Origin of the sequence: Streptomyces sp. NPDC056128, from assembly GCF_042263835.1 — a bacterium.
Taxonomy (GTDB): Bacteria; Actinomycetota; Actinomycetes; order Streptomycetales; family Streptomycetaceae; genus Streptomyces.
In genome coordinates, this window is sequence record NZ_JBHJVQ010000002.1 from 362846 (window position 1) to 379578 (window position 16733).

Here is a 16733-nt window from a genome sequence, read left to right on the forward strand (position 1 = left end):
CTACTTCCCCTTGGCCTTGGCACCGTTCCGCGGAGCGTGGCCGCCCTTGTGGGAGCCGTTCTCGGTGCCGTTCCGGCTGTCGTACAACTCGTAGGCGTCGACGATACGGCCCACCAGCTTGTGCCGGACCACGTCGTGCGACGTGAGCCGGGAGAAGTGGACGTCCTCGACACCGTCCAGGATCTCCTGGACCTGCCGCAGACCCGACTTGGTGCCGCCGGGCAGGTCGACCTGCGTCACGTCACCCGTGATCACGATCTTCGACTCGAAGCCGAGGCGGGTGAGGAACATCTTCATCTGCTCGGGGCTGGTGTTCTGGGCCTCGTCCAGGATGATGAACGCGTCGTTCAGCGTGCGGCCGCGCATGTACGCCAGCGGCGCGACCTCGATCGTCCCGGCCGCCATCAGACGCGGGATCGAGTCGGGGTCGAGCATGTCGTGCAGCGCGTCGTACAACGGGCGCAGATACGGGTCGATCTTCTCGTAGAGCGTGCCCGGCAGGAACCCGAGCCGCTCGCCGGCCTCGACCGCCGGACGGGTCAGGATGATGCGGTTGACCTGCTTGGACTGGAGGGCCTGCACGGCCTTCGCCATCGCCAGGTAGGTCTTGCCGGTGCCCGCCGGGCCGATGCCGAAGACGACGGTGTGCTTGTCGATCGCGTCGACGTACCGCTTCTGGTTCAGCGTCTTGGGGCGGATCGTGCGGCCGCGCGAGGACAGGATGTTCTGCGTGAGCACCTCGGCAGGGGTCTCCTGGCCGTCGCTCTCCCCGTTCTCGCTCGCCTTGAGCATGGCGATCGAGCGTTCCACTGCGTCCTCCGTCATCGGCTGCCCCGTGCGGAGCACCAGCATCATCTCGTCGAAAACGCGCTGAATGAGGGCGACCTCGTGGGTGTCGCCGACGGCGCTGATCTCATTGCCCCGGACATGGATGTCGGCCGCCGGGAAGGCCTTCTCGATCACGCGCAGGAGGGAGTCTCCGGAGCCCAGGACGGTCACCATGGGGTGCTGGGCGGGGACGCTGATCTGTGCTCTCGCCTGCCCCTGCGCGGGGGTGTGGGCTGAGGGTGTCTGAGTCATGGGCCGGCGCTCTAGGCCTGCTCGTCCTCCTCTGCGGCGCGTGCCGCGTGACGGGTGTGGTCTGCTGCCTCCAGCGTACGACTCCCCGCCGACAGCGCCGAGGTTTTTATATGGGCGGCCGTCCGGCGGCGCCCGGCCGCCCGCCCCGCCGCCCCTCGCGGACCAGGTCCCGGAACCACCCGTACGACGCCTTGGGCGTGCGCTCCAGCGTCGTGAAGTCCACGTGGACCAGTCCGAACCGGCGGGCGTACCCCTCGGCCCACTCGAAGTTGTCCAGCAGCGACCACACGAAGTAGCCGCGCACGTCCACCCCCGCCTCGACGGCCCGGTGCAGGGCGCGGACGTGCCCGTCGAGGTAGGCGATGCGGTCCTGGTCGTCCAGGCCCTCGTAGGAGCAGCCGTTCTCGGTGATGACTACGGGCGGGAGCCGGTCGCCGTAGCGGTCGCGCAGGCCGGTGAGCAGCTCCGTCAGCCCCTCGGGGACGACCGGCCAGCCGAAGTCCGTCAGCGGCCGGCCCTCGACGGCGCGCAGCGAGAAGGGCAGTTCGGCCGGGAGGGTCACCCCGCCGGACGCGGTCTCGGTGCCCAGCGGGGCACCCACCCGGGCCGGCGCGTAGTAGTTCACGCCGTAGAAGTCCAGCGGCTCCGCGACGACCTCCAGGTCGGCCGTCACGTCTCCCGGCATCAGCTCGCCGATGCCCTCCGGGTACCGCCCGGTCAGCAGCGGGTCGCTGAACATCCGGTTCAGCAGGACGTCGTACAGGTCCGCCGCCTCCCGGTCGGCCGGGTCGTCCGAGGCGGGCCAGGTGGGCCCGTGCGAATTGGCGATGCCGACGTCCGTGGCGCCCGCCGCGCGCAGCGCCCGTACCGCCAGACCGTGCGCGAGGAGCTGGTGGTGGGCGACCGGCAGGGCGTCGAAGAGCAGCGTGCGGCCGGGGGCGTGGGTGCCGAGGGCGTGGCCGAGCAGGGTGTGCTCGGCGGGCTCGTTGAGGGTGATCCACTTGCCGACCCGGTCGCCCAGCCGCCCCGCGACGACCGACACGTACGCGGCGAACCGGGCGGCCGTGTCCCGCTCCAGCCAGTCCAGACCGGCCGGCAGGTCCCAGTGGAAGAGCGTCGGCACCGGCCGGACGCCCGCCGCGCACAGGTCGTCCACCAGGCGGTCGTAGAAGTCGAGGCCGCCGGGAGAGTTCACCCGGGGCCAGGAGACCGAGAAGCGGTACGCGTCCACGCCGAGGTCCGCGAGCAGCGCCACGTCCTCGCGGTGGCGGTGGTAGTGGTCGCAGGCCACCGCCGCCGTCGAGCCGTCCTTCACCCGCCCCGGCCGGTCCGTGAAGTCGTCCCACACGGAGCGCTCGCGCAGGCCGGCCGCGCCCTCGATCTGGTGTGCCGAGGTCGACACGCCCCACAGGAAGCCGTCCGGGAACCGGGGTACCGGGTTCGTCGCCATGCGCGGATCATCCGCATCCCCCGCGCGGGAAGTCAACGCCCCCGCACGGCAACGGCGTTCCGCGCTACGCACCCTCCTTCAGCACCCGGGAGATCAGCCTGCGCTGCTCGTCCGTCAGCCGGGGATCGGCGGCGTACACCGTCTTCCCGTCCACGGTGATCTGGTAGCTGAACCCGTCCGGGACCCCGACCGGGGGCGTGTCCCGGCCGTCGGCGCACGCCCGCTCGGCCAGCGCGTGCCACTCGGCCGCGTCGGGGCGCTGTGCCGTATCGACCTCCGCGTGGCGTTCGATGCCCGCGAAGCCTCCTGTGCGCCTCACCAAAATCCGCATGCAACCGTGTCTAGTACGGAACTACAGCGTGCGCACCCCGACCTGCTCCCAGGCCTTGCGCACCGCCTCCAGTTCCTCGGCGTCCCCGTAGCGCTCCCGGGCGGCCTTCAGGGTGAGCGTGGCGAAGTCCGCGAACAGCGCGTCCTGGGCCAGCTCGCCGCCGGTCAGCACGTCGTACCAGATCTGCCCGGCCCGCTCCCAGGCGTGCCCGCCGAGCGCGGTGGCGAGCAGGTGGAAGGCGTGGTTGGGGATGCCGGAGTTGATGTGCACGCCGCCGTTGTCGCGGCCGGTGCGGACGAAGTCGTCCATCGTCGCGGGCTGCGGGTCCTTGCCGAGCACGTCGTCGTCGTACGCCGTGCCCGGCGCCTTCATGGAGCGCAGGGCCACGCCCGTCACGCGCGGGGCGAGCAGTCCGGCGCCGATCAGCCAGTCGGCCTCGGCGGCGGTCTGGCCGAGCGAGTACTGCTTGATGAGGGCCCCGAAGACGTCCGAGACCGACTCGTTCAGGGCACCCGGCTGGCCGTAGTAGGTCAGGTTGGCGGTGTGCTGGGTGACGCCGTGGGTCAGCTCGTGGCCGATCACGTCCAGGGCGATGGTGAAGTCGAGGAAGATCTCCCCGTCCCCGTCGCCGAAGACCATCTGCTCGCCGTTCCAGAACGCGTTGTTGTACTCGCGGTCGTAGTGCACGGTCGCGTCCAGCGGCAGTCCGGCGCCGTCGATGGAGTCGCGCCGGTACACCTTGAGGAAGTGCTCGAAGGTGGCGCCCAGGCCCGCGTAGGCGCGGTTCACGGTGGCGTCCCGGCCGGGCTCCTCACCCTCGGTGCGCACCTTCTTGCCGGGCAGGTCGGTGCCGTGCCGGGCGTCGAAGATCGTGCGGTGCGGCTTCCCGGCCTCGGCACCGGCGCGCGGGGCGATCGTGGCGGCGCCGATGACCGTGGTCAGCTGGCGGTGGGTGCGCTCGAAGGCGTCGCGCTGGAGGGTGCGGCGGGCCGGTCCGGAGAGCACCGGGTCGGCGTGCTGGGCCAGCCGGTCGAGGACGTGGGGCGGCACGATGGTGCAGAAGACGGGCTCGAAGCCCCCGTAGGTCGTCATGTCCGGCACCTTTGCACTGCGTGACGACGGTGTCACCACCCGCAACCACGATTGGTGAAAAGCGGTACCAAGACGACCCCGCGAACGCCGACAAGTGGTATACGGCACTTTTTGTCCCGGTTCTCCCCATGGTCCCGCATACTGATACGGACCCGCGTGACCGGCGTGACTCGGCTATGGTGCTGGGCATCATGCGTTTCGGGCTGCTTCTCCTTAGCTGCCGCGGCGAGGGCCTGTAAGAGGCCGACTCCCTCCCCGCGGAGCTTGGTGGTGCCGTCGGCCGTCCTTCCGGACCACGCGGACACCGCGGAACTCACGAGGAGCCCACGCCATCATGGCCAACCGCCAGCAGCCCAGCCCCATGCCGACAGCCAAGTACCGCGGGTACGAGCAGGTCGACATCGCCGACCGCACCTGGCCGGACCGGCGCGTCACCACCGCCCCCCGCTGGCTCTCCACCGACCTGCGCGACGGCAACCAGGCCCTGATCGACCCCATGTCGCCCGCCCGCAAGCGCGCGATGTTCGATCTGCTGGTCAAGATGGGCTACAAGGAGATCGAGGTCGGCTTCCCGGCCTCCGGCCAGACCGACTTCGACTTCGTACGCTCCATCATCGAGGACCCGGACGCCATCCCGGACGACGTCACGATCTCCGTACTGACCCAGGCCCGCGAGGACCTGATCGAGCGCACGGTGGAGTCCCTGAAGGGCGCCAGGCGGGCCACCGTCCACCTGTACAACGCGACCGCCCCCGTCTTCCGCCGGGTCGTCTTCCGCGGCTCCCGGGACGACATCAAGCAGATCGCCGTCGACGGCACCCGGCTGGTCATGGAGTACGCCGAGAAACTGCTGGGCCCGGAGACGGAGTTCGGCTACCAGTACTCGCCGGAGATCTTCACCGACACCGAGCTGGACTTCGCCCTGGAGGTCTGCGAGGCGGTGATGGACACCTACCAGCCGGGCCCCGGCCGCGAGATCATCCTCAACCTGCCCGCCACCGTGGAGCGTTCGACGCCGTCCACGCACGCGGACCGCTTCGAGTGGATGGGCCGCAACCTGTCCCGCCGCGAGTACGTCTGCCTGTCCGTCCACCCGCACAACGACCGCGGTACGGCGGTGGCGGCGGCCGAGCTGGCGCTGATGGCCGGCGCCGACCGCATCGAGGGCTGCCTGTTCGGGCAGGGCGAGCGCACCGGCAACGTCGACCTGGTCACCCTGGGCATGAACCTGTTCTCCCAGGGCGTCGACCCGCAGATCGACTTCTCCGACATCGACGAAATCCGTCGCACGTGGGAGTACTGCAACCAGATGGAGGTCCACCCGCGCCACCCCTACGCGGGCGACCTGGTCTACACGTCCTTCTCCGGCTCCCACCAGGACGCCATCAAGAAGGGCTTCGACGCCATGGAGGCCGACGCGGCCGCGAAGGGCGTCACCGTCGACGACATCGAGTGGGCCGTCCCGTACCTGCCCATCGACCCGAAGGACGTCGGCCGCTCCTACGAGGCGGTCATCCGCGTCAACTCGCAGTCCGGCAAGGGCGGCATCGCCTACGTGCTGAAGAACGACCACAGCATGGACCTGCCCCGCCGGATGCAGATCGAGTTCTCGAAGATCATCCAGGCCAAGACGGACGCCGAGGGCGGCGAGATCACACCCACGGCGATCTGGGACGTCTTCCAGGACGAGTACCTGCCCAACCCGGACAACCCCTGGGGCCGCATCCAGGTGGCCAACGGCCAGACCACGACCGACCGCGACGGCGTCGACACCCTCACCGTCGAGGCCGCGGTCGACGGCGTGGAGACCACCCTGGTCGGCACCGGCAACGGCCCGATCTCGGCGTTCTTCCACGCGCTGCAGGGCGTCGGCATCGACGTACGGCTGCTGGACTACCAGGAGCACACGATGAGCGAGGGCGCCTCCGCGCAGGCCGCCTCCTACATCGAGTGCGCCATCGGCGACAAGGTGCTGTGGGGCATCGGAATCGACGCGAACACCACGCGCGCCTCGCTGAAGGCCGTCGTCTCCGCCGTCAACCGCGCAACTCGCTGACCAGCCGAATCGGTGGTTTGGTGCCCCGCTCGCCGCAGAACGGCGGGCGGGGCGCCGTCATATACCGGCCATATATCTGTGCAGGTCACGGAAAGGTCTCGTCCTGGGTACTGACTCCGCGTCGGTGATGTGGCTAACATCACGCCAGCGCGACGATGCTGTCGCGCCGTTACGGAGGTGCGACGTGCTGCCTGGACGGGGACGAAACGGCCGAGCTGCCCGGCTGCCACGCATCCTGGGCACCCGCACCGCGTGGACGCCGGTCGGCGACGGCGAGTTCTTCTGCCCCGGCTGCGGCGGCGACCGCAACTACCAGCGGCTCGCCGGACGGCGCCGCTTCACCCTGCTCGGCGTGCCCCTGCTGCCCCGCGGCGAGTCCGCGCCGACCGTCGAGTGCGCGGCCTGCCGCCGCCATTACGGCACCGAGGTCCTCGACCACCCCACCACCACCCGCTTCTCGGCGATGCTCCGCGATGCCGTCCACACCGTCGCCCTCGCGGTCCTCGCCGCCGGCGGCGCCTGTTCGCGCACCTCGCTGGAGACGGCGGCCGTCGCGGTGCGCGCGGCCGGTTTCGAGGACTGCACCGAGGACCAGTTGAACGCGCTGGTCGAGGCGCTGGAGGCGGACACCGGCCGGGTCCTCGGCGAACCCTGCGTGCCGGGGCTCGCCATAGAACTGCACGAGGCGCTGGACCCGCTGGCCCCGCACCTCGCCACCGTCGGACGCGAGTCGATCCTGCTCCAGGGCGCCCGCATCGCCCTCGCCGACGGCCCCTACACCCCCGCCGAACGCGACGCCCTGGCGACGGTCGGGGCGGCCCTGACCCTCTGCTCCGACGACATCACCCGCCTCATGGAATCGGCGGGCACCCCCTCCTGACCCCCCTCCTGACCTCCGCTCGCGCCTAGCCGGGCAGGTCCAGCCGCATGATCTGGCGGTGCATGCCCGGGCCGAAGTAGTCCGGGCGCAGACCGCCGTCGGGTTCCTCCGGGCGGAAGCCCAGGGAGCGGTAGAGGAAGATCGCCGCGAGGTTGGCGGGCTCCACGGTCAGCCGCACGACGTCGATGCCGTCCCGGCGCAACCGGGTCAGGACCTCCGTCATCAGCTCCGTGCCCAGGCCGTGGCGGCGCCGGTCCGGGGTCACGCCCAGGCCGAGTATCCAGCTGTCCGCGCCGAGCGCCCGGGTGGCGGCCAGCACGTAGCCGCGCAGCCGGCCCGCGCCGTCGTCGAGCACCAGGAAGTGTTCCTCGTACATGTCGAAGAGCTGGCGCAGCAGGAAGCCGGGATAGGCGAACTCCTGGAACACCTCCTCGTCGAGCCGCCGCAGTTCGGGCAGGTCGGACTCCCGGGCGGTGCGCAGGGCCAGGGGTGGGCCGTCCGGGCCGGGGGTGACGGGGGTGACCCCCGTGAGCAGGTCGTGGCGGTCGAGGGAACGTTCCAGCGGTTCGGCGGTCATGCAGCCCCCAGTCAGCACGTGCGGACGTCAACTCCTCGCCACCGGAGGCACACTCGAAGGAATGGCGCTTCGTGTGGCGGCCGGTGACTCCTTCTGGCTAGAGTGAGCTTCCAACTTCGGCCGTGCAAGGGCGAGTTCGGGTGTGCGACGATGCGCCCGACGTGCGCCCGGCGGATGCGGAGTGGCGAGTTCCCTGCTGTCTCGCAGTGCCCCGGTGGCCTACCGTGCACAACACTGGGGTTTGTCCGGAATCGAATGGAACGCGGCAGGGTGACTATGGATCGCAACGCCGACGCACCTTGGTCGAAGTTCGATCCAGAGGTGTACGTCGACAACAATTACCGGACGCCGCTGGAGGTCGACCTCCTCATCGTCCGGCTGATGCGCGACCACTTCACCCGCTGCTTCGCCGACATCCCGCACCCGGTGCGCGGCATCGACGTCGGAGCCGGCGCCAACCTCTACCCCGCGCTCTCCATGCTGCCCTGGTGCGACAAGGTGCTCCTGCTGGAGTACGCGCACCCGAACGTCGAGTACCTGGAGAAGCAGGTCTCCCCGGGCGGGTACGACACCGCCTGGGACGCGTTCTGGAAGGTGCTGGGCGAGGAGCCCGCCTACCGCGCCGTCGCACCCAGGGAGCTGGCCGGCGAGATCGTCCGGGTGGAGCGAGGCAACCTGTTCGACCTGGAGCACGGACACCGCCGCTGGGGCCTCGGGACCATGTTCTTCGTCGCCGACTCGATGTCCGAGTGCCCCGAGGAGTTCCAGCGGGGCGTGCGCTGCTTCATGAACGCGCTCGGTGACGGAGCCCCGTTCGCCGCCGCCTTCATGAAGGAGTCCGTCGGCTACCGCGTCGGCGCCCACGACTACCCGGCCTACCGGGTGAACGAGGACCGGGTCAGGGAGAGCCTCGGACCGTTCACCGGAGAGCTGGAGATCCACGATCTGCACCACATGGTGCGGCCGGGACACGAGGGAATGCTCCTCGCCCTGGGACGGCGCAATTCGGAGATTGCCACCCCGTAGGAACGGGGACCATGCTGAACACAGGGCAACGAGATCTGTACGAGGGGTGCGGGGATGCAGATCAAGCCACGCCAGCACCTGCTGGACATCTGGCAGGCCATGGCCCGTCACTCGTTCGACGACGGGAAGCTCGTCCGGGGGGACACCGACGGGCTGAGCAGCGTCGCCGACGCCGAACGCCTGCTCTGCATCCTGTATCCGGCCACCGAGGTCCCCGCCTTCCGCCTCGACCAGCCCGACACCACCGAACGTGACGTCCTGCGCGCCCTCGACCGCGTCGGCAGCCGGCTGGAGATCCCGCCCAACCTGATCACCGCGCTGACCCAGTTCATGCGCACCCACACCGGCACGGACGACAGCCCCACCTTCTCCGGCGGCCACTACTTCCGCCCCGCCGAACCCGGTGGCGAGATCACCCACGCCCAGGCCCAGCTCGGCGTGGTCGACTCCTACTCCATGTCCGTCACGCTCTGTCTCGCCACCCTCGGGTTCCTCAAGATCTACGAGGGCACCACGACCCGCCCCGAGGTGCGCAAGGCCATCGCCGAGCTGCGGGAGGCCACCAACACCCGGCTGACCGCCGCGATGGTCAGCCTGCTGCGCTCCTTCACCGTCAACGTCTTCGACGCCGAGTCCGAGCAGGGCAGCCGGCTGATCGAGGTCATCGGACAGGGCGGGCAGTCCGACCGCGTCGTCCTCCAGCAGTTCTCCCGACGGTTACGCCCGCTGCGCGCCACCATCATCGAGAGCATCTCCAGAGGCATCCAGGTCGACGAGGGCATCCGCGACGAGAGCCAGCTCTTCGAGTGCGGCTGGGCCTGGGGCATCGTCAAGGACGCCCCGGAGATCAGCGACCTGACCGTCGAGGTCCCCGGCCAGCCCGACGGCATCGCCGACCGGCTGCCCTACGTGTACTTCACCGTCACCGCCCTCGACGGCATCCAGGACCTCTTCTCCGACCGCACCCTCACCCTCGGTCTGCTCGACGAGGACCAGCAGAAGCTCGCCGAGATGCTGCGCCTGCGCTGGGAACTGAGCCAGCAGTACTGGTCCGCGATCGCGCGCTTCGGCGCCGACCGCTGGCCCCTGGAGGACCTGCCCTGGCAGACCACCGGACTGCGCCTGGAGTCCGAGTACTTCTCCCTGACCGTCGCCGCCATCGTCGTCCACGACCTGGTCCGCCGGAAGGCCACCGACGACGACCTCACCCGCACCGTCGCCATCATGGAACGCCTCGCCGACCGCGGCAGAGTCACCAGCCGCATGACCAGGAACGACCCCACCATCCTGCTGCACACGCCCGGCGTCACCATGCCGCTCGCCGGGTCCGAGCGCTCCGGCGGACAACTGCTGTGGCGGATGACCGACTTCTCGGCGCAGCTCCTCAAGCGGATCATCCAGCTCGCCGAACTCTCCCGGAACATCGGCGCCCAGGACCGGCTGCTGCGCCTGGCCGAGCAGGCCTTCGAGCACCTGTGGACCCGCCGCATCGACGACGAGGACGGCGCCGGTCTCTGGGACAACGTCCAGGCCGTCTACCCCGAGGCCCACGAGGCGGGGCTGCGGATGTCCTGGAGCATCACCGAGCGCGTCACCGAATGCCTCGTCGCCGCCCGCATCCTGTACGAGCAGCAGCCCATCCGCAGCCCCGAACTCGCCGAACTCGCCCGCGAACTGCTCAGCGAGGCCACCCACCTGTTCGGCAAGGAGCAACTGGAGGCGTCCGCCGCCGCCGACGGCAGCAGAGCCAGGGCCATGCGGAGCATCGAGAGCCGCCTCGACCACGCCCGGAGCCTGGTCGACGACCGGCCCGCGACCGCGTTCGCACTGGCCCTGCCCGTGCTCCAGGAACTCGACACCCTAGCCCAGGCCCGGGGCGCCGCCGCCCAGGAGGTGTGAGCGTGCTCGTCTTCGCCGCCTCCGACAAGGGAGGCACGGGTCGCTCGGTGACCAGCGCCAACCTGGCCTACCAGCGCGCCCTCACCGGCGACCACGTGGCCTACGTCGACTTCGACTTCGGTTCGCCCACCGCGGCCGCCGTCTTCGACGTGCCCGGCGCCATGCGCGGCACCGAGGAGCACGGCCTCCACTCCTACCTGGAGGGCGAGACGGCCGACCCGGCCCGGATCGACGTCTGGCGGCAGACCGAGCACCCCCTGCTGCGCGCCCGCCCCAACCAGTCCGGCCGCCTGGTGCTGTTCCCCGGCGACGCCGGCGGCGGCGAGTTCGCCACCGGCGAGGAGGCCCTGGAGCGCTGCATCGACCTGCTGCTGAAACTCAACGGCGAGTTCGACGTCACCGTCGTCGACCTCAGCGCCGGCCGCAGCTACGCCGTCGACATGGTCCTCGCGGCCACCGCCCACCCGCGCATGCGCAACGTCCCCTTCCGCTGGCTGGTCTTCCACCGCTGGACCCGCCAGCACGTGATCGCCGCCTCCGGACTGGTCCACGCCGACCACGGCATCATCGGCGGCGGTGTCGAACGCGGCCACGACGAGGACACCCTGCGCGCCGCCATCCGCTTCGTACGGGCCGCCGTGCCCGACCCCGAGTCGCCGCTGTGGTCCCAGGGCTCGCCCGCCCAGGCCGCCTGGATGCAGGCCTGCGACGAGGCACTCCGCCGCCTCGCCGCCGAGCACCGCATCGGCGACAGCGTCGTCCTCGGCGTCGTACCGCTGGAGCCCATACTCCAGTGGCGCGAACAGCTGATCACCGAGGAGGACGTCCTCTCCACCCAGATAGCGAACAAGGAGACGCTGGAAGCCCTGGAGGAAATCGCCCGCCGCCTGACGGACGACGTCCACTGGGGGCGGCCGTGAGTGATGCCGTGTTCCGGGAGACCGCTGCCGAGGCGCGTACGCAGGCGGTGCCGTTGGCTCATCTCTCGCTGGAGCTGGGGCACCTCTACATGGAGGACTTCGAGGCCGGGCCCGAGCGGCTGCGCCAACACTTCGCCGAGGTGCGGCCCTGGGTGGAGGCGGCGCGGGCCGCGGCCGGTGCGCGGGCCGGCGGCAAGCGGGCCCGGATCAGCACCTGCTTCCTGATCGACGACTACTTCAGCCGGTTCGCCACCCCGGCCGAGGTCGTCCCCATGCTCCTCGCGGAGGCCGAACGGGCCGGGCTCACCGTCGACTACCTGGCCCGCGAGTCCGGCTGCGCCGTCACCGGCAAGACGCCCGTCGCGGAGGCGGTGGCCGGCCGCATCGTGGAGTCGCCCGCCCCCGGCAGCTACGGCATGCGCCCGCCCACCGCGCGGACCGGCTGGCTCGCCAACGGCGAACGCGCCCCCGTCGCCCGCGCCCCGCAGGCGATGAAGCGGGCCGTCCCCTGGCAGCCGCCCCGGGAGACCGCCGCCCGCCGCCACTCCGTCTTCCTCGACGTCGAACTGTGGAACGACGACGCCGACGGGCGCCGCACCTGGTCCTGCCCCTTCCTCGCCGCCGTCTGGCAGCTCGCCCGCCTCGGACTGCTGCGCGACGCCGGCGAGGCCGTCCTCGTCCCGCAGCCGCACACCGCCACCGGCTTCCCCGAGGACTGGGACGAACTGCCCTCCCTGGTCCGGCTCAACCCCCGCGCCGACCCCTTCTCCGCCTACCGGACCTGCTCGGTCCTGCCCAACCGTTTCCTGCCCGTCGAACACGCCGTCCGCGTGATCCTCGACCAGATCGAGGTCGACCCGGGAGCCCTGGCGCAGGTCGCCGACCGCTCCGAGAAGGAGCGCGCGGCCGTCCCCGACTCGGTCGCCGACCGCGTCTCCTACGTCTTCTACGCGGGGCCCTGACATGGCGCCGCGGCAGAGCACCCCGCGCGCCGTCCTCGCCTGCGGCGAGATCCGCACCTGCCTGCTGCCCGCCCGGCAGGCCCTCGACATCCGCTCCGCCGCCCAACTCCTCGGCCTGCGCGCCGACGAACGCGTCCTGCTCTCCGAGCGCCCGGGCCTCTACGCGCGTTCCCCCTCCACCCTGACCGGCGTCGACTGCCCGCTGCCCAGCGCCAACGGCGCCCGGATCCGCGCCGTCGGCACCGTCACCGCGCACGCCGCGCTCACCGAGGGCCGGGTCCTGCAGACCTCCGCGCACTGCCGGCTCCCCGCCAACGGCCCCGACCAGCGGCGGCCCTGGGGCGAGTACCTGGTACGGCCCGGCGTGGTCGAACCGCTCGGCAGGCTCCCGCACGAGGCGGTCGCGCAGGGCGTGCTCGGCGGCGGACGCCACGGCGACCTGGACGTCGGCCTGATCGCCGACGGGCTGCTCACCCGGCTGCTGCGCCACCCCCTGCTCGACCAGCGCCCGCCCTTCCGCTCCCGGCCCACCCGGCTGCGCTGGGTGGCACTCCCCGCGAACCCCGGGGACGCACCCTCCCTCGAACGGTTCACCCTCGCCGAGGACGAACTGCGCACCGTACGCCTGCGGGTGCCCGAGGACACCGACGGCGCCCACCTCGCCGCGCTCTGCGACGACCTCGCCCTGCACGACTGGCTCCTCACCACCGTCGTCCGCATGCTCGACGGCATCCGGCTCGGCGCCACGCCCGCACAGGACGCCGGCGCCGTCGTACGGGCGCTGCGTCCGGCCGTGGACCACCTGCTGCACCTGTGGATGCCACGGGCCCGGGTGACCCGGGACCTGGCCCCGCTGTGGGACCCGCTGGAGGAACGGCCCGGCTTCACCCGGCAGTGGCAGGCGCTGGTGCAGCGCATCCGCGACCAGCTCACCCTGCACGCCATCCCCGCACCTCACCGGGAGGTGGAGCCGGCTCCCTGACCGGACCCAGCGCCTCCCACGCACATCCCCGCACCCCGATCCGACGCGCATCCCAACGGGGGGAGAAGCGAGATGAGCACGGCACAGTCACCCCGACCCGACGACACGGCCCGCACCCCGGGCCCGGCCGACCCGAGGGGCGAGTCCCCATGGGCGCGCATGCTGCTGGTCGCCCTCGTGGTCGGCGCCCTCTTCTGGAGCGTCACGGCGCTGCTCAGCCCCGACGACGGAACCCTGCGGCAGTTCGTGGCCGCCGTGCTCTGCGCCGGCGCTGCGGTACTCGTCCAGTACGTGCTCGGCCTGGCGCCACGCCCGGCCCACGAGCGGCTGGAGGAGCACACCCGCCGGGTGGAGAGCGCCCTCGCCGAGAACACCGCCGCCGTACGGGACGGGCTCAACCAGTACGACGACGAGCTGAAGTCCGGTCTGACCCGGCACACCGAGGACGTCAAGCAGCTGGTCGAGACGCACGTCACCCACGGGGACCACAAGTCCGGCGAGTCCGGGACTCCGCTGGACCCGGTCCGCATCGACAGCGTGCCCGACCTGGCCAAGGGCTTCGCCGACGTCCTGCTGCCCAGTCCCTCGATCCTGCACACCTTCGTCCACCTGGAGATGGAGCGCGTGGTCGGCCACATGGCGGACCTCACCAACCTGAGCGCCGAGTGCCCCGGCGAGAACCACGACTGGATGCTCACCCTCACCCGGGCCGCCGAGCAGTCCATCTGCGCCACCAGCACCTCCGTCGACCGGGAGTTCTGGAGCAGCGAACCGGCCGGCCGCTACCTCGACGCCCAGCAGGAGGCGATCGACGCGCAGGGCGTGTCGGTGCGCCGGCTGTTCCTGCTGGAGAGCGCCCGGGAACTCGACGACCGGCTGCTGCGCCTCTGCGAGGAGCAGGAACTGCGGCGCATCGACGTACGCGTGGCCGTCATGCCCGAACTGCCCCCGCACCTCCAGCGCGGCACCACCAACGACTTCATCCTCTACGACGAGGAGGTGTCGTTCGAGATCGAACAGGACCTGCGCGACGTCAACGTGCGGACCCGCCTCACCGCACGCCAGGACTACGTGCGGGACCGGCTGAAGCGCTTCCGGGAACTCTGGGACGCGGGCATGGGCCTGCGCGAACTGGAGGTGCGGGTCGACGACGAGGAGGACGGCAACTGGATGGTCGACCGGGCCTGACCGCCCCCTCGGTACTCCCTGGGGAGTAACGGCGCCCGCACGTCACCCGGGGCAGTACCCAGCAACTCGCCCTCGGGTCCGACGTGTCGGCGGTCCGCCGCCGGAAGTCTGGAGACACCTGACCAGACATCCAGCGGAAGGAGGCCCGCCAGATGGGGGCCGTAAGGACAAGTGGGGGGCGACGGCGGGCCGTGCCCTGGCTGGTGCTCGGACTGTGGATCGCGGTCCTGGCGATCGCCTCGCCGTTCGCGTCGAAACTCGCGGACGTGCAGCGCGACCGCGCCGTCGACTACCTGCCGGCCAGCGCCGACTCGACACAGGTCGCCAAGATCCAGGACCGGCTGCCGGGCGGCGAGGCCACCGAGATGGTCCTCGTCTACCACCGGGACGCCGGACTGACCGCCGCCGACAAGGCCACCGCCGCCGACCAGGTCGCCGAGATCGCGGGCGCGCACGAACTCACCGGCCGGCCCGTCGGCATCCCGTCCGAGGACGGCACCACCCTCATGTACCCGGTCGCCAGCACCGAGCCCGGCCAGGACGAGGAGGCCCGCGACGCCCTCGTCAACGCCGTACGGGACGTCGCCCGGGGCGGCGACGGGCTGAGCGTCGAGGTCGGCGGCGCGGGCGCGCTCGCCACCGACGCCTCCGAGGTCTACAACTCCCTCGACGGCCCCCTGCTCTACACCACCGCGGCCGTCGTCGCGCTGCTGCTGATCCTCATCTACCGCAGCCCGTTCCTGTGGCTGGTCCCGCTCGCCGTCGCCGGCATCGCCGACTACCTCTCCATGGGCGTCGCCTACGGCCTCAACCAGTGGTTCGGCACCGCGGTCTCCGGCCAGAGCTCCGGCATCATGACCATCCTCGTCTTCGGCGTCGGCACCGACTACGCGCTGCTGCTGGTCTCCCGCTACCGCGAGGAACTGCGGCGCGTCGAGCGGCCGTACGACGCCATGGCCGCCGCCCTGCGCGGCTGCGGCCCCGCCGTGCTCGCCTCCTCCGGCACCGTCGCCGCCGGGCTGCTGTGCCTGCTCGCCGCCGACCTCAACTCCAGCCGGGGCATGGGCCCGCTCGGCACCGTCGGCGTGCTGTGCGCGCTGGCCGCCATGCTGACCCTGCTGCCCGCGCTCCTGGTCCTGCTGGGCCGCCGCGTCTTCTGGCCGCTCGTGCCCCGCTACGGCAGCACGCCCAAGGCCCGCAGGTCGCTGTTCACGGCGATGGGCGGCTCCGCCGAACGCCGGCCCCGCACCGTCCTCGTGGGCGGCGCGGTGCTGCTCGGCGCGCTCGCGCTCGGGGCGTTCGCCCTGCCCGGCTCCCTCAAGCAGGAGGACTCCTTCACCACCCGGCCCGACGCCATCGCCGCGATGGAGACCCTCGCCGCCGCCTACCCGGAGCGCGGCACCCAGCCCATCACCGTCATCGCCCCCACCGACCGCGCGGAGGCCGCCCTCGCCGAGGCCCGCGACACCCGCGGCGTCAAGAGCGCCGAGGCCGGCCGCAGCGGCGGCGGCTGGACCGAGCTGACCGTACTGGCCTCCGCCCCGCCCCAGTCGGCGGCCGAGACCGCCACCATCGAGTCCCTGCGCGACTCGCTCGACGGCTCCTACGTGGGCGGCCCCAGCGCCCAGCAGATCGACCTGGAGGACACCAACGCCCGCGACACCGTCATCGTCGTCCCGATCGTGCTGCTGTCGGTGCTGCTGATCCTGACGGTGCTGCTGCGGTCGCTGGTCGCGCCGCTGATCCTGGTCGCCTCCGTCGTCGCGGTGTGGGGCGCGGCGCTCGGCATCGGCGGACTGGTCTTCGGGCCCCTCTTCGGCTTCGAGGGCACCGACCCCGGACTCGGCCTGCTGTCCTTCGTGTTCCTGGTCGCCCTCGGCGTCGACTACGGCATCTTCCTGATGCACCGCATGCGCGAGGAGTCCCTGCGCGGCGCCGAACCCACCGAGGCCGCGCTCTCCGCGCTGCGCACCACCGGCGGGGTCATCGCCTCCGCCGGGCTGGTCCTCGCCGCCACCTTCGCGGTGCTCACCAGCATGCCGATGGTGCAACTGGTCGAGCTGGGCTTCGTCATCGCGGTCGGTGTCCTGCTCGACACCTTCCTCGTCCGCACCTACCTCGTCACCAGCGCGAGCGTCGCCCTGCGGCGCCGGGTGTGGTGGCCGGGCCGGCTGTCCCGGGCGCCCGGGGAGCCCGCGGCGGCCGGTGAGCGGGAGCCCGTCGGTGTCTGAGGTGCCGGGCGACCGGAATGCGCCCCTCCCCTCCCGGAGGGGCGCGTCCGTCGCGGAGG

At 71.6% G+C, this 16733-nt stretch carries 14 protein-coding genes; 9 read left to right on the forward strand and 5 right to left on the reverse strand.

Annotation, left to right across the window (positions count from 1 at the left end; all coding sequences use genetic code 11):
• The 4 genes from ACFC1X_RS05575 to ACFC1X_RS05590 form a co-directional block, all read right to left on the reverse strand.
• Window positions 1-1080, reverse strand: coding sequence for a PhoH family protein (locus ACFC1X_RS05575; protein WP_234954544.1), 1080 nt, complete (start codon window positions 1078-1080; stop codon window positions 1-3).
• Between the two features lie 106 nt (window positions 1081-1186).
• Window positions 1187-2530, reverse strand: coding sequence for a GH1 family beta-glucosidase (locus ACFC1X_RS05580; RefSeq protein WP_376349010.1), 1344 nt, complete (start codon window positions 2528-2530; stop codon window positions 1187-1189).
• 64 nt (window positions 2531-2594) lie between these two features.
• Window positions 2595-2861, reverse strand: coding sequence for a protealysin inhibitor emfourin (locus ACFC1X_RS05585; RefSeq protein WP_376349011.1), 267 nt, complete (start codon window positions 2859-2861; stop codon window positions 2595-2597).
• A 21-nt stretch (window positions 2862-2882) separates the two neighbouring features.
• A complete protein-coding gene (locus ACFC1X_RS05590) occupies window positions 2883-3953 on the reverse strand; it encodes a M4 family metallopeptidase (protein WP_376349013.1) in 1071 nt (356 codons plus the stop codon).
• Window positions 3954-4287: 334 nt separating this feature from the next.
• On the opposite strand from ACFC1X_RS05590, the gene leuA reads away from it, so the two are divergent.
• Window positions 4288-6009 carry a 2-isopropylmalate synthase gene (gene leuA / locus ACFC1X_RS05595; RefSeq protein WP_376349014.1) on the forward strand — a complete coding sequence of 574 codons (1722 nt, stop codon included), beginning with the start codon at window positions 4288-4290 and terminating at the stop codon, window positions 6007-6009.
• A 184-nt stretch (window positions 6010-6193) separates the two neighbouring features.
• Window positions 6194-6889 carry a TerB family tellurite resistance protein gene (locus ACFC1X_RS05600; protein ID WP_376349016.1) on the forward strand — a complete coding sequence of 232 codons (696 nt, stop codon included), beginning with the start codon at window positions 6194-6196 and terminating at the stop codon, window positions 6887-6889.
• Between the two features lie 25 nt (window positions 6890-6914).
• On the opposite strand, the gene ACFC1X_RS05605 is transcribed toward ACFC1X_RS05600, so the two are convergent.
• Window positions 6915-7466, reverse strand: a complete 552-nt coding sequence (locus tag ACFC1X_RS05605; RefSeq protein WP_376349018.1) for a GNAT family N-acetyltransferase — start codon at window positions 7464-7466, stop codon at window positions 6915-6917.
• A 255-nt stretch (window positions 7467-7721) separates the two neighbouring features.
• Here ACFC1X_RS05605 and ACFC1X_RS05610 point away from each other — a divergent pair, with 255 nt between their 5' ends.
• The 7 genes from ACFC1X_RS05610 (at window position 7722) to ACFC1X_RS05640 (ending at window position 16674) form a co-directional block, all read left to right on the forward strand.
• Window positions 7722-8492, forward strand: a complete 771-nt coding sequence (locus ACFC1X_RS05610) for an SCO2525 family SAM-dependent methyltransferase (protein WP_376349019.1) — start codon at window positions 7722-7724, stop codon at window positions 8490-8492.
• 54 nt (window positions 8493-8546) lie between these two features.
• Window positions 8547-10391, forward strand: a complete 1845-nt coding sequence (locus ACFC1X_RS05615) for an SCO2524 family protein (RefSeq protein ID WP_376349021.1) — start codon at window positions 8547-8549, stop codon at window positions 10389-10391.
• 2 nt (window positions 10392-10393) lie between these two features.
• Entirely contained in the window at window positions 10394-11311 is a 918-nt protein-coding gene (locus tag ACFC1X_RS05620) for an SCO2523 family variant P-loop protein (RefSeq protein ID WP_376349777.1), read from the forward strand.
• Window positions 11308-12273, forward strand: a complete 966-nt coding sequence (locus tag ACFC1X_RS05625) for an SCO2522 family protein (protein ID WP_376349023.1) — start codon at window positions 11308-11310, stop codon at window positions 12271-12273. The genes ACFC1X_RS05620 and ACFC1X_RS05625 overlap by 4 nt, the downstream gene beginning before the upstream one ends.
• A gap of 1 nt (window position 12274) precedes the next feature.
• On the forward strand, window positions 12275-13255 hold the full coding sequence (locus tag ACFC1X_RS05630) for an SCO2521 family protein (protein ID WP_376349025.1): 981 nt from the start codon (window positions 12275-12277) through the stop codon (window positions 13253-13255).
• Window positions 13256-13327: 72 nt separating this feature from the next.
• Window positions 13328-14443, forward strand: coding sequence for a hypothetical protein (locus tag ACFC1X_RS05635; RefSeq protein ID WP_376349026.1), 1116 nt, complete (start codon window positions 13328-13330; stop codon window positions 14441-14443).
• Between the two features lie 152 nt (window positions 14444-14595).
• Complete coding sequence (locus tag ACFC1X_RS05640; RefSeq protein ID WP_376349027.1) at window positions 14596-16674, forward strand: MMPL family transporter; 2079 nt, start codon at window positions 14596-14598, stop codon at window positions 16672-16674.
• The last annotated feature ends 59 nt before the right edge of the window (window positions 16675-16733 follow it).

What these genes read in the sequence shown, in the direction of transcription:
- ACFC1X_RS05575 (WP_234954544.1), bottom strand. Translation starts at nt 1,080, where the DNA reads ATGACTCAGACACCCTCAGCCCACACCCCCGCGCAGGGGCAGGCGAGA.
- ACFC1X_RS05580 (WP_376349010.1), bottom strand. Translation starts at nt 2,530, where the DNA reads ATGGCGACGAACCCGGTACCCCGGTTCCCGGACGGCTTCCTGTGGGGC.
- ACFC1X_RS05585 (WP_376349011.1), bottom strand. Translation starts at nt 2,861, where the DNA reads ATGCGGATTTTGGTGAGGCGCACAGGAGGCTTCGCGGGCATCGAACGC.
- ACFC1X_RS05590 (WP_376349013.1), bottom strand. Translation starts at nt 3,953, where the DNA reads ATGACGACCTACGGGGGCTTCGAGCCCGTCTTCTGCACCATCGTGCCG.
- leuA (WP_376349014.1), top strand. Translation starts at nt 4,288, where the DNA reads ATGGCCAACCGCCAGCAGCCCAGCCCCATGCCGACAGCCAAGTACCGC.
- ACFC1X_RS05605 (WP_376349018.1), bottom strand. Translation starts at nt 7,466, where the DNA reads ATGACCGCCGAACCGCTGGAACGTTCCCTCGACCGCCACGACCTGCTC.
- ACFC1X_RS05610 (WP_376349019.1), top strand. Translation starts at nt 7,722, where the DNA reads ATGGAACGCGGCAGGGTGACTATGGATCGCAACGCCGACGCACCTTGG.
- ACFC1X_RS05615 (WP_376349021.1), top strand. Translation starts at nt 8,547, where the DNA reads ATGCAGATCAAGCCACGCCAGCACCTGCTGGACATCTGGCAGGCCATG.
- ACFC1X_RS05630 (WP_376349025.1), top strand. Translation starts at nt 12,275, where the DNA reads ATGGCGCCGCGGCAGAGCACCCCGCGCGCCGTCCTCGCCTGCGGCGAG.
- ACFC1X_RS05635 (WP_376349026.1), top strand. Translation starts at nt 13,328, where the DNA reads ATGAGCACGGCACAGTCACCCCGACCCGACGACACGGCCCGCACCCCG.
- ACFC1X_RS05640 (WP_376349027.1), top strand. Translation starts at nt 14,596, where the DNA reads ATGGGGGCCGTAAGGACAAGTGGGGGGCGACGGCGGGCCGTGCCCTGG.